This is a genomic window from Winogradskyella ludwigii, from assembly GCF_013403985.1.
Classification (GTDB): Bacteria; Bacteroidota; Bacteroidia; order Flavobacteriales; family Flavobacteriaceae; genus Winogradskyella; species Winogradskyella ludwigii.
Map to the genome: position 1 here is coordinate 196,889 of NZ_JABFDF010000004.1, position 13,673 is coordinate 210,561.

Below are 13,673 nucleotides of genomic sequence, written 5' to 3' on the forward strand. Positions count from 1 at the left end.
ACAAATCAATGAAAACTATTTTTAAATCTATCCTATTTTTATCTGTTCTATTACTTTCAAGTTGCGCTACAATTATTTCAGGTTCACGACAAAATGTTGAGATTACTTCAGAACCAAGTTCTGCGAAAGTTTACATAAACGAAATTGAAATAGGACAAACACCAGTTCAAAAAAAACTCAAAAGAAACCAAGAGTATCAATTAACTCTAAAACTCGATGGATACAAAACATATGAAACCAAATTAGAGAAAAAATTTAATGCTTGGTACATTGGAAATGTATTAATTGGTGGAATAATCGGACTTGTAATCGATCCAATTACTGGTGCAATGCACAAACTGAAACCCGAAGAAATTGATGGAAATTTAAAAAGTGGAACGACTTATGAAACGAAAAGTGGAAACATTTTTATAAAGATAAGTATGGAAATTGACAAGAATTCAGAAAAAGTTGGACAATTAGAAAAATCGAAATAAAGCCTGCATACAACACCACGCATAATTAATTGCTTGGTTCTAGTTGACTTGCGAAAATCCTTGCGGATGTTTTATCTAGTTTTTATTTACTAAATTAGATATCTAATCACATTGAGAAACGGTAATGAAGTGCTTTAGAAAAAGCAGATTACACCTTATAGAACAAAATTAAACATAGAAGTATCTTAAATAGGCTATTTAAGAAATGAGCCTAATTGTTATCTTAATTTTAAACATAAAAAGTACAAAGCATTACAAAACGAATTGTAAATAATTATGAGAAGAATAATAACAATCATTCTACTAGTGTTTACGGTCATTTTAAATGCGCAAGACAATTCCGAAAAAGCAAAAGAATGGCTCAACACCCTAAATTCAGACAAAATAATTACCGAATATTATAACAACTACAAGAATAAGATTCTTAAAGGAACACATCTAGTTTTCGATGATTATGATTTAGACATAACAGATACGACCACCTTAAAAGCCTATAAAGAAGCGCTTAACAAAAATTTTAAGTTCTATATTCAAGAAGCCAAAGACAGAACCTTACTAATATATTCTAACTACGACATGGAGCGATTAGATAAATTTATCAACCTCGCAAAATCAGAACCAGATTTCAACAAAGTACTAGTGGAAACCAACTTTGCCAAAATTTTAGAAATCATCATCGAAGAACATAGCGAATACATCGTACACGATATACCTTTTATTGTAAGAAACATAAAAGCGCTGTCTCAACCTTTAAGGTTAAGGCTAATTATTGATAACGATACAATAGCCAACATCAGTAAAACGGACTTGAATTTAGTATTAGTAACAACCAACCAAAAATATAAACAAATACAAATTCTAAACAGAGAAACCTCAGTTATTGAGGTCCCAAAGGACCTTAAATACGAAGAAATGGAATATGTAATTTTAACCTATAACAATGAACAATATCCTTTTTTCGAAAATCACTATGAGAATTTACCGAAAGAATTAAGAGCCGTTATGAACGAAGAAGTAAAAGAATTACACAATCCTCTGGCTAAATCTTGTTTCGAGAACTTATTGTATTGGGAAATTAGGATTGACAATGACCCCAATACCAATCCAGACTACGAGTTAATAAAAAGACCAGGTGAAAATAATAAAGGTTTAATAAGTTTTAAAACACGCAGCACATCCTTTGGAAGAATAAACTAACAACATACAAAGTATATAATTCAGGAAAAATATTAGCCTACTCACAACATCTACACACATTTCCCTATCCCATTTCCCTGTCCTCAATCAGCCATTCATCCACGCACAACTCACTAACTCATAAACTATTAAAACACAACCCCCTATAACTATCATAACCAAGCGCATGTTTTTATTAAAAATGGCATCTAAAGAGATAAAAAATAGATACTATGAAAAACACATTGAAAATGAATTCAACTAGCATTACGTCTTTAGTATTATTAGCCGTTATGGCACTATTTACAGCATGTAATGACGATGATATCCAAAGTAGCGACAGCAGCGATACGGATAACACAACAGGAATAGATACCTCAACCTATGTTTTGGTAGTAGACCAAACAGGGCAAGGTGCAGATATAATTAATCACAATGGTGACGAAATATTTAGTTGGGACTTTGATGCCGCAATAGGCAATGATGCCAGTCTATTAGATGACGGTAGTATGTTAGTGTGTCTAAAAGCTAGCGATGCTACCATTACCTTTGGAGGCTATGGTGGTGTCTTTCAAAAAATAAATGCCGACCAAACAATAGATTGGGAGGTGTCTTATAACAATACCACACAAACAGCCCATCATGATGTAGAATACTTAGCGAATGGCAATATTATATTCCCAGTATGGGAACAGCTTCTAGTAAGTGATGCAACCGAAATGGGATTTTCAGGTAGTCAAGACATATATCCTGAAGCAATCATAGAAATGAATCCTGTAACCCAAGAAATTGTTTGGGAGTGGCATGTTACAGATCATTTAATTCAAGATCATGACAGCACCAAACTTAATTATGGTACTGTACAAGACAATCCTAATAAAATAGATATCAACTACAACAGCGCGCAAGCCAATGGAGATATCATGCACATGAATGGTATTACTATAGATGAAACTAATAATATTATCTATGTAACAATTAATAACTATAGCGAGATTTGGGTGATAGACCACAGCACAACAACAGCGCAAGCAGCTACAAGTGCGGGCGGAAACTATAATTTAGGCGGAGATTTAGTGTACCGTTTTGGTAACCCTTTAGCTTACGATAACGTAGGAGACGTCACCATAAACGATGTCCATTATCCTAATGTGTTAGATACAGGAAACATGTTAGTGTTTTCTAACAATATTTACGATAACCAATCGGCCGTTTTTGAATACCAATTAAATCCACCTTATCAACTTGTTGCAGGTGAAGATAACGAACCAGAACTGGTATGGTCCTTCACCGATTCAGAACTATACAGCTCCGGATTAGGAGGAGCCGTACGTACACCGAACGGCAATACACTTATTGCAGAAGGTAGAGACGGCACCGTTTGGGAAGTGTCCGATAGCGGTGAAGTCTTATGGAAATATTCCGGATACGATACCCTTTGGAGAGTCTACGCCATACCTGTAGATGACGATCGACTTTCGTTTCTGGGAGTGAATTAAAAAAACAAAGCACTTACAAAAAATGACTTTTACTTAAACTTAAGTAAAAGTCATTTTTTTATGTCAAAGAAATCCAAATCCATACCAATTTGCGCTAACCAGATACAACAACATCCAAATTCTAATACGCTATATAGCGTAGAAGAACCATAGATAGTGTTCCTCATTAGACCACCGTAAATACTATAGGGATTAATGTGTTTCTAATACATTATGCCTAATTTTGATTTAAACTAAAAAAACATGACATCCAATAAGTTAATTTTCACACTACTATGGCTTTGTGCGACCTGCATAATAGTGGCACAAAAATTCGAACCAGAAGATGGTAAATGTCTAGTTTTTGTTGGACAAGATTTAGAGGCTACAGGAGGTTTAGAGGATTATAATAATGGGTACACAGATTATTTTGATACACCTGCTGGAGTAACCATATACACCAACTTATCTCCTAATAATGAATCTTATGGACACTATAACAAAGGGCTAGACGGGATAAAAACAAAAGTCAATTGGGGTGCTGGAGATTCTTGGGCTAATCTTTACCTTCAAGATTCTACGTATCAAAATACTGCTTTAGCCATAGGGTTATCTATGGTTAATCATGAAAAAAGTGTTGCAAAAGGAAAACTTGACTATTTAATTAATGATTTAGCGGATTGGATTAAAGCGACTAAGCGTCCTGTTTTCTTAAGAATTGGTTATGAATTTGATGGTTGGGATTGGAATCATTATAACAAGAAACATTATCTTAAGGCGTGGCAAAGAATACATGCCATTCTCAAAGCTAAACAAGTAGATAATGTTGCTTTTGTGTGGCAATCTAAAGGAACAGGTTCTAATCAAAAGGTGTTAGAAGAATGGTATCCTGGTGATGATTTAGTAGATTGGTGTGCGTATTCCTATTTTGGGCAACCAGATAAAGAAATGATTGTGTTTGCAAGGAAACATAAAAAGCCGGTATTTATTTCAGAAGCAACTCCGGTAAGACAAATAGACAATTTATACTTTGATTCGGATCTAAAAAAAGTGAAACTAGAAAAAACAATATGGAAAGACTGGTTCATACCTTTTTTCCAGACTATACATGAAAATTCTGATGTAATAAAAGCCTTTAGTTATATAAATTCGGATTGGACGTCTCAGCCTATGTGGATTACTAATGCGACCTTTAATAAGGTAGACTCCCGAATTCAAGTTAGTCCTTACGTAACCCAAAAATGGATTGAAGAACTAAAAAAATCAAAATACTTAAAGGCTTCAGATGGATTGTGGAATACGAAAATAAAAAAATAGACATAGTTGAACGTATATCCTGTTTAATTTAGAGGATATGGGCTATAAGATCTATTTTATAACGAGTTGTACCCAATGAGACGAGCGACCTCTATAAATCCAGATAGAGTTTACATCTCCTGTTCGTTGTGTTCGAGTCTATTCGTTATAAATTTACTAAATTCGGTCCACCGAACACCTATCATAGAAAAAGATTCAATTAAGTTTAAAACCAATGCCATGAAAAACCTATTTAAAATAGCTTTATTAACACTAGTAGTAAGCGTTGTGAGCTGTGCAAGTAATGAAGATGAAACTACAGACACACAACAAACAATTTTTAAAGCAACCATAGATGGACAGCTATTAGATTATGGAAATACGTCAAATGGAATAACAGCTTTTGTTGAGGTGACGTTATGGGATAATAAGCGATTAGTTATAAGTGGTACTGATTTTGATCTCAATACATCACTGAGATTAACTATAGGAGAAACCTTTCTTGAAGATCCAATTGCGACAGGACTATATAAAATAGGAACGTTACAAGATCATTTAGAAACAAATCTCTATTATTTTAATTCTAATGATACCAACGGGAATACAACCGCTTCTTCAGAATATTACTCTGGCGTATATGGCTGTGATGTTTTAGCGAGTAACCAAGTTGGTGAGGTTAATATTACAAATTTAGATACCGAAAATAAAACGATTTCAGGGACCTTTAGTGGCACCTTATTTCGATGGATAGATGTTACAACTGGAGAATTAAAGAGTGTAGAATTAGAAAACGGAATGTTTAGTCTTCCTTATATCGATAGAACTGAAGACGAGAATCCCGATAAAAATATAATTTCAGCTAGAGTTGATGGTTTTCGTATGGTCACTGACGATCCAGGATCACCTGATTCGCGCAGATCACAATCTTCAGGTATTGATAAAATTAGAATTCAGGGATATGATGGCAACTTTGGAAGATTAATTATTTCAGTCCCTTCAGATGTACAAACAGGAAATAATTATGTATATCAACCAGACGGCAGCTTTCAATCTTTGGGAATCAGTTTTGAGAATAGAATTAACATTCCTGAAAATTTGTTGAGTAATAATCCAGATCAATCAAATGATTCTTATATTTCTATTAGTAATCACAACGAAGACACAAACGTTATTGAAGGCACATTTTACATTGAAAATTCTGAAATTGAAGACAGAACCATTACTGATGGTTATTTTAAGGTCACTTATATTGATGATATAGATTAAGTCGTAATTTAAGGAACTCTAAATTTTAATACACAGTTATTACTCAAAACAAAACATGCTAAAAAGACTACTTACATTAACACTACTCGTCCTAACCACCAACATTGGATTCACGCAATCTGAAAACATAAACATAAAGTCAGAAAACCTTAAAGAAATCAACTACCTAAAAATGGATGACTTCTATCTAACCCACTATTTATATATCGATTTGTTCTTGAGAGAAAACCTATTCCCAACGGCAAGTCCAAAGGAGGTGTCATCTATACTAAAAGCCATAAAAACCTATGTTTCTGTAGAGACGCCTTTAGAAATTGAGATCGAAAAACCTGGCGATAGTAATTATTTAATTAAAATGGCCATATTAAAAAAAGACGATGGTACAAAACTTTTAATTGCCTTTACCAATTGGAGTACAAAAGAGCGGAAATTTGAAAAAGAGATCAAAATGGAAAATGACTCCTACACCAGATGGTATTTTCTCAATGATAATAAAATGACGTATCGAAAAGATATGTCTGGAGAGAGTGATTATACTGCATTAAGTAAGTCCGACTTAGCAAATGCCTATCTCTTTGACGAACGCACCGAAAACGATACACAAATTAAAAGCACTATTGACGAAGCGCTAAAAGAAACCGATCTATTAGATAATATTACCACGCAATTAATACAATTAAAATATCAAATTTTTAAAAGAGATACCAACAATATTAAAAAGCAAGTAGACTATTTAGACACCTTAATTGAAACCAATAAAGCACATGTAAATCTCAAAGGCATACAAATGGCTTTTGAGGCTACTAAATTTCAAATAGAATTAATGAACGCAAACATAAATTAGGCATAGTTTAGCTTATATCTTGTTTAATTTGCGAGATATGAGCTATAAAATCTGTTTTATAACGAGTTGCATATAATTTGAGAAAAACGTAACGAAATGATTGAAATTAATGGTTGGGCTATAATACGAGAATCTTATAAAGAAGAAGATGACGATAATGAACTTTTGAACGCGACTATAAAGCAAATTGAATCAAAATTAAACGAATTAGATTATAGCAATGAATTTTATTCTTTAAAACGTCTGAATGGAACATATCATTTATCTATTATGGTAAATCATAATCATCGGGTTGTAACTGAACACGTAATTGACTTTTTTAAATGGTTAGCTCTAATTTCAAAAGGCACTTATGGTATCATGTATGTGCAAGATGATGAAGATACAGAAAGAGGAAACGAGGCTAAATTTAAAGTATGGTCTATAAAAAAAGGAAAAGTGGCTGAATTAGATGATATTTATCTTTCACCATTGAATCCAGAAATTAAAGAATAAAAATTGCAAACAACAACGTGTACAATTAATTACGATGTTCTTCCCTATTTGCGAAAATTCCTGCGGAATATTCACGGGTTCGTTAAAGTTGACTAACTTAGTTGCTTAACCACACAACACCCGAGCGCAGCGAACAGACGAAGTAAACCATACACAATCACGTTAGGCACAAGCAGAAAAAACCTATGAGTAAACGAAAAATAATTTTAGGAATAATTTTACTTCTGCTTTCCTATCTTTTCTATTGGACTTTTGAACCTTTTAGCTTAAATCCATTCTCTGAGCAACCAATTTCTCTTTCTGAAAGCAAAAACAATCTGAATTGCAATGAACTAAATAGTTTTAGTTACAAAGCAGATAGCATTATTAACTCTGCAATAGAGAAAAATGAATTTTTGGGAATTTCAACAGGTGTTTATTCTGAAAATTGTGGAAATTGGTTATCAACAGCTGGATTTTTAAATAAAAGAAATCAAAAAAAACCAAATCAATTAAGTAAATTTAGAATTGCATCAATAAGCAAAACTATGACTGCTATTGCCATTTTTCAACTTTACGAAAAAAACATAATTGATTTAGACATTCCCATCCAAAACTATTTACCTGAATTTCCAAAAAAGAAAAAAGGAGATATTACTATTCGTCAGTTATTAAATCATACTTCTGGAATTTCATATTACAAATCTGACTTTGAATCAGTACATTTTACTCATTATCCTAATTCAATAAAAGCTCTTGAAAAATTTAAGAATAGAGAACTTGAATTTGAACCTGCTACTTCATTTTTATATTCATCTTATGGTTACACAATACTTGGAGCGATTATAGAAAAGGTCACAGAAAAATCATATCAGAATTATATGCAAGAAAATATCTGGAATAAAGCAGAGATGACACAAACTAATATAGAAGACAGTAATTTGAATTATGAGAATAAAACAGATAATTACATAAAACTTGGGAATACTTTTTATAGAAGTCCACAAAATGATTTAAGCCATTCATATGCTGGTGGAGGAATACAATCGACAGCAGAAGATATGCTCAAATTTGGAAAAGCTATTTTAAATTATCAGTTAATAAGTCCAAAAACTACTGAACTTATGATTCAACTTAATAAACCAAATAACAAAGAAAGAGAATATACTAATGGTTGGTTTAATGGGATAACACCAAAATATGGAAAAGTAATTGAGCACAATGGAAAGCAAGTTGGTTGCAGTAGTTTTTTTAGAATCTTTTTTGATAAAAAAGCAGTAGTTGTAACTCTAGCTAACAATATGAATTCTAGAGAAGAAGTACGGAATTTATCAATCGAACTTTCATATTTGTTGTTAGAAATGAAAAATAATTGAGAAATGCCAAATGCGTAACACCGTGGATAATTAATGGCTTTGTTCTTCCCTACTTGCGAAAATTTCTGCTGAATATTCCCAGGTTCGTAAATGTTTACTAACTTAGTTGCTTAACCACGCAACACCCGAGCGCAGCGAACAGACGAAGTAAACCATACACAATCACGTTGGCAACAATATAACCCAAATCACCTCGCCTGAAATAGGTTGACTAAAAATTAAATCATTAATTATAGTTACCTATGAATTACCTCGTATAATATCAAAGGCTAATAAGATTCGTTTATTTTCTAAATATTAAAGCTAAGTTAAGATTTAAACAAAAATAAGACAGACTTGTCTGTTTTTAAAAATAATTGATATATTTGCACCATGAAACATGCCGAAGTAAAAAATAGAATTACGGAGACAGCCTCATTTTTATTTTATAAGAATGGGTATAATTCTACAGGTATTAATCAAATTATTGCTGAAGCAGGCATTGCTAAGGCGACCCTTTACAATCACTTTAAATCCAAAGAAGATATTTGTCTAGCGTATCTTCAATATAAGAATATCAATTTTTTAGAAGATTTTGAAAATTTCACGACCTCTAAACCAAAAGGAAGAGAGCAAATCCTAGCGATATTCGATTTCCTTCAACTGTTTTATCAAGATAAAGATTTTAATGGATGTTGGTGTATTAAAACAGTATCAGAAATTCCAAAAGATAATGAGATTATTAGACATGAAATACAATCTCAGAAAAACAGTTTTATCGAACTTATCGCAAAACTGATCACCAACAACTTAGAGCAGGTTAAAAGTGAGCAAGTAAATTCACTCGCAAGACAAATATACTTACTCTATGAAAGTGCTGTTGGAGAAAGTCACTTACATCAAGAAGATTGGCCTATTGTAGAGTCTAAAAATTTATGTAAAAAAATAATAGCTTAAAAAAATTTGAACAAACAAAGACAGACTTGTCTGTCTAATTTTAATAATTTAATAACAATATAATGAAAGAATTTGAAAACAAAGTAGCCTTAGTCATTGGTGGAACAAGCGGAATAGGTAATGCAACTACAAACGCCTTATTAGAAGGTGGTGCAACTGTACATGTTGTAGGTAGAAATACAGATAAAATTGCCGATGCAACAAACTTAGTTAAACACACAGCAAATATCTCTAACACTACTGAAGTAGATGCTTTAATTGCTAAAATTGAGGATTTAGATAACTTAGACTATTTAGTGAATGCATCAGGGATTTTTGGCCCTAAACCGTTTTTAGATCATACTATGGAAGACTATAATTCGTATTTAGATTTAAACAGAGGCTTCTTTTTTATCACACAAAGTGCTGCTAAAAAAATGAAAGCGACTCAAGGTGGCTCTATCGTAAATGTGGGATCCATGTGGGCGAAACAAGCTGTAAAAGCAACGCCTTCTACGGCCTATTCTATGCAAAAAGCAGGTTTACATTCGCTAACACAACATTTGGCTATGGAATTAGCAGAAGATAACATTCGTGTGAATGCAGTGTCTCCTGCCTTAGTAAATACGCCTGTTTATCATGGTGTTTTTGGTGGAGAACAAGCTGCTAAAGAAGCCTTGGTAGGCTTTAACGGTTTTCACCCAATAGGTCGTTTTGGAGAATCGGAAGATGTTGCCAATAGTATTATCTTCTTATTATCAGACAAGGCTGCTTGGGTAACAGGTGCTATTTGGGATACCGATGGTGGTGTTATGGCTGGTAGAAATTAAAAAACTAAAAATAATTATTGAGCCATAACCTTATCTCATTTTGGTTATGGCTTTTCTATTTTATAAGTCTCAAAATAATTTTGAGATTTAAATTTGAATTCAAACTATGAAAAATTTAATCCTAATCTTAAGTATTGTTTTACTGTTTATGTCTTGTAAAGAGGAGGTAACATCAGAAACAGATCGTGTTTCTAAAGCAATAACATCCAAGGTTACAAGTGAAAAATCAACTTTAAAATATAAAACATTAGCTGTAAACGGAATAAACATAGCCTATAGAGAAGCTGGTAATCCTAAAAACCCAACCATCGTTTTACTACATGGTTTTCCGGCATCATCGTATCAATACCGAAAAGTGTTAGCACAACTCTCTAACGAGTTTCATTTAATTGCACCTGATTATCCTGGTTTTGGTAATAGTGATTTTCCAGATGCGGAAACATTCACCTATACATTTGATAATATTGCAGTTACTATTGATTCATTTTTAGAACAAAAAGAGATTAATTCTTATGCGATAATGATTCAAGATTATGGAGCTCCCATTGGTTTTAGATTAGCGACTGCGCATCCTGAAAGGATTACAGCAATCATTAACCAAAACGGCAATGCTTACGAAGAAGGTCTAGGAGAGGCTTGGGCTGGCATAAGAGCACTTTGGAAAAACAGAACTAAAGAAACAGAAGATGCTTTATTACCTGCATTTTCATTAGAAGGTTTAAAATGGCAATACACACATGGTGTTAGAGATATTGAAACCGTAGATCCGGATAGTTATAATTTAGATTTCTTAAGATTATCTCGACCAAACGCACATGCCGTAAATTTAGATTTGTTTTACGATTATCAGAATAACGTGAAGCTTTACCCAAAATGGCAGCAATATTTAAGAGACAATCAGCCACCATTATTAATCGTTTGGGGCAAAAACGATGCTTTTTTTCCTGAAAGTGGTGCCGAAGCGTTTAAAAAAGACGTAAAAGAGATTGATTATAATATTTACGATACAGGACATTTTGCTCTAGAAGAAGAAGGAGATGCTATTATTGAAAGCATTAGAAATTTCATGAGAAATCAGAATAAATAAAAATTTAGAATGAAGCAATTTGTAATAGTTTTAGTGGTTTCACTAACCTTATTTGGATGTCAGTGTAAATCAGAAGACACTAAAAAACAGTTCTTTTTACCACCAGCTACGACTTATAATTATGTGGAAATTGATAGTGTAAAACTGTTTTATAGAGCAGCAGGAGATAAAAGCAAACCAACAATTGTATTGCTTCATGGTTACCCATCGTCTTCACATTCTTATAGGAATCTTATTCCTATGTTGGCAACGCATTATCATGTTATTGCACCAGACAATTTAGGGTCGGGTTACAGCACGCATTTAGATCCAACAACGACAACCTATACGTTTGATTTGTTAGCAGATTATACTGTGAAGCTCATCGATACACTTCAAATTGAGAATTATGTGATGTACATGCAAGATTTTGGTGCTCCTGTTGGTTATCGAATGCTAATGAAAAATCCAAAACGGATTGAGGCTTTAATAGTTCAGAACGCCAATGCTTATTTGGAAGGTTTAACACCTAACCGACAAGATTTTTTTAGAACAGCACAAACAAATACGTCACAAGCGAAGCACGATTTTTTGTATAGCTTAACAAGTGAACATGCTATAATAAACAAGCAATATTTATTTGATTTAGATAGCACAAATATCAACATTCAAAGTCCAGATGCTTGGACACACGATTTGTCATTTCTTAAATCTCAAAAAGACAGAGAAATTCAGGTGCAGCTCTTTAAAGATTATAATACCAATCTAATTCGATATCCTAAATGGCAAAAGATGCTGAGAGAAAATCAACCAAAAACATTGATTGCTTGGGGAAAAAAGGATTTGAAATTTAATGCTAATGGAGCAAAGGCTTATTTAAAAGATTTACCCAATGCCGAATTACATTTATTAGATGCAGGTCATTTTGCAGCTGAAGAAAAAACAAGAGAGATGGCAAAACTTATTTTAGAATTTTTATCTAAAAATGAAATAGAATAACGAGCTATAACACTGTGTATCGATGTACGTAACAAAATAGTTTTTAATATGTTTACGTAAATCTTAATTAACTAATTAACATATAAGTTTAAGTTTAAAAAAAATGATGTTTTCAACTTAAATGACATAAAAATAGGTCATAAAAAAATGACAAATAGCACCACCTAAAACAAACAAATGCCAGATTACATGGTTATAAGGAATTTTTTGAATGGCATAAAAAATAATACCAACCGTATAAAATAAACCTCCTGCAAACAACCATAGAATGCCATTTGGACCTAGCGCTTCAGAAGCATTAGAAAAGTCAAAAACAATAAGCCAACCCATAACCAAATAAAGAAGTGTTGAAAAAAATTCAAACCGTCCTGTAAAAAACAGTTTTAAAATCACTCCAAAAGCTGCAATTCCCCATACGGTCCAAAATAAAGGCCAACCTAAGCTATCCGTAAGTAAAATTAATAAAACAGGAGTATACGTACCTGCTATTAGTAGATAAATACTAACATGATCAACGATTCTAAAATAATGCTTACGCTTCTCCCCTTTTACCGCATGATAAAACGTTGAGGCTAAAAAAAGAATGATGATAGAAATCCCATAGACAATTACACTAAACAAACTCCAAGGTTGTTCACTATCTACGTCAATAATTAATAAAATTAAAGCTACGATTCCTAAAAGCGCACCAAAACCATGTGTTATAGAATTAAGCTGTTCTTCTCGTTTCGTTTGAATTCGCATAGTTAAATTTTAGGCTTAGAATTTGTTTTATTTTTTGATTTAGACCATTTATTTAAAGCTTCATAAAAATCAATATCAAAAGCTGGTGGTTGTCGTTTTAAACGCTCATTCTGAAAAGCACGTTGTAAAATGTCTTCTATAAGATAATCTTCCTCTTCATCAATAGGGCTAAATTCCTTTTTTAATGAAATATCAAACAAACTTGCCGTGCTATTAAACCAAAAGGCACGCCAGCCACTTCGTAATTCTTTAATGAGATCGAAGGTAGTTTTACCGGTTTGTCGGTGAATTAGTTTTACTAAAATCTGACCTTCTGTTTTAGTCAGTTTCTTAAGCTCTGCAGAAAATTCATCTTCAATATAATTCTGAATAATCTTAGCATAGCGCTTTTTATCACGCTTACGCTTTAATCCATCTAAACGTTCTTGTAAAGCTTCTAAGCGTTCTGCTGCCAGCTTAGCATAAGGATACACCTTTAGCGTTTTTCGTCTTAGAATAATATAACGAACTCTAGCTTCTCTATCCTTAAATTTTAAATTTGGTAACACTAAAACCTCTCTTAATTCTACAGAAGTTACAGGAATAGAATCACCTTCAATATACATATAATGCACATCTGTGGAATCTTGTTTCACAGGATCTTCTTGTGCACTTAAAACAACTGAAAACAATAACGCTATGTAGAGAATATACTTCATGAATCTATTTAGTGCTAAAACCATTCCAAAATTAG

General features: G+C 32.8%; 14 protein-coding genes. 12 read left to right on the plus strand and 2 right to left on the minus strand.

Going from position 1 to position 13,673, the window contains the following annotated elements; translation table 11 throughout:
• Positions 1-8 precede the first annotated feature (8 nt).
• The 12 genes from HM981_RS11370 to HM981_RS11425 all read left to right on the plus strand — a co-directional run bounded on the left by HM981_RS11370 (position 9) and on the right by HM981_RS11425 (position 12,196).
• Complete coding sequence (locus tag HM981_RS11370) at positions 9-476, plus strand: PEGA domain-containing protein (RefSeq protein WP_179338923.1); 468 nt, start codon at positions 9-11, stop codon at positions 474-476.
• A 276-nt stretch (positions 477-752) separates the two neighbouring features.
• A complete protein-coding gene (locus tag HM981_RS11375; protein WP_179338924.1) occupies positions 753-1,673 on the plus strand; it encodes a hypothetical protein in 921 nt (306 codons plus the stop codon).
• Between the two features lie 230 nt (positions 1,674-1,903).
• Positions 1,904-3,151 (plus strand): aryl-sulfate sulfotransferase, encoded by a 1,248-nt coding sequence (locus tag HM981_RS11380; protein WP_179338925.1) that lies wholly within the window; start codon positions 1,904-1,906, stop codon positions 3,149-3,151.
• A 300-nt stretch (positions 3,152-3,451) separates the two neighbouring features.
• Complete coding sequence (locus tag HM981_RS11385; protein WP_246286227.1) at positions 3,452-4,447, plus strand: glycoside hydrolase family 26 protein; 996 nt, start codon at positions 3,452-3,454, stop codon at positions 4,445-4,447.
• A 219-nt stretch (positions 4,448-4,666) separates the two neighbouring features.
• Positions 4,667-5,692, plus strand: a complete 1,026-nt coding sequence (locus tag HM981_RS11390) for a hypothetical protein (protein ID WP_179338927.1) — start codon at positions 4,667-4,669, stop codon at positions 5,690-5,692.
• Positions 5,693-5,747: 55 nt separating this feature from the next.
• Complete coding sequence (locus tag HM981_RS11395) at positions 5,748-6,536, plus strand: hypothetical protein (RefSeq protein ID WP_179338928.1); 789 nt, start codon at positions 5,748-5,750, stop codon at positions 6,534-6,536.
• Between the two features lie 96 nt (positions 6,537-6,632).
• Positions 6,633-7,031 (plus strand): Imm7 family immunity protein, encoded by a 399-nt coding sequence (locus tag HM981_RS11400; RefSeq protein ID WP_179338929.1) that lies wholly within the window; start codon positions 6,633-6,635, stop codon positions 7,029-7,031.
• Between the two features lie 185 nt (positions 7,032-7,216).
• The gene (locus tag HM981_RS11405) at positions 7,217-8,386 is read left to right on the plus strand and encodes a serine hydrolase domain-containing protein (protein ID WP_179338930.1); all 1,170 of its coding nucleotides are present in this window, start codon (positions 7,217-7,219) and stop codon (positions 8,384-8,386) included.
• A gap of 372 nt (positions 8,387-8,758) precedes the next feature.
• Positions 8,759-9,322 (plus strand): TetR/AcrR family transcriptional regulator, encoded by a 564-nt coding sequence (locus tag HM981_RS11410; protein WP_179338931.1) that lies wholly within the window; start codon positions 8,759-8,761, stop codon positions 9,320-9,322.
• Positions 9,323-9,384: 62 nt separating this feature from the next.
• Entirely contained in the window at positions 9,385-10,131 is a 747-nt protein-coding gene (locus HM981_RS11415) for an SDR family NAD(P)-dependent oxidoreductase (RefSeq protein WP_179338932.1), read from the plus strand.
• A gap of 106 nt (positions 10,132-10,237) precedes the next feature.
• Positions 10,238-11,218: an alpha/beta fold hydrolase gene (locus tag HM981_RS11420; protein WP_179338933.1), complete on the plus strand. Its 981-nt coding sequence runs from the start codon at positions 10,238-10,240 to the stop codon at positions 11,216-11,218.
• A gap of 9 nt (positions 11,219-11,227) precedes the next feature.
• Positions 11,228-12,196: an alpha/beta fold hydrolase gene (locus tag HM981_RS11425; RefSeq protein ID WP_179338934.1), complete on the plus strand. Its 969-nt coding sequence runs from the start codon at positions 11,228-11,230 to the stop codon at positions 12,194-12,196.
• 117 nt (positions 12,197-12,313) lie between these two features.
• Here HM981_RS11425 and trhA read toward each other — a convergent pair whose 3' ends face one another.
• Positions 12,314-12,940 (minus strand): PAQR family membrane homeostasis protein TrhA, encoded by a 627-nt coding sequence (gene trhA, locus HM981_RS11430; protein WP_179338935.1) that lies wholly within the window; start codon positions 12,938-12,940, stop codon positions 12,314-12,316.
• A gap of 2 nt (positions 12,941-12,942) precedes the next feature.
• Complete coding sequence (locus HM981_RS11435) at positions 12,943-13,638, minus strand: DUF4294 domain-containing protein (protein ID WP_179338936.1); 696 nt, start codon at positions 13,636-13,638, stop codon at positions 12,943-12,945.
• Positions 13,639-13,673: the final 35 nt, after the last annotated feature.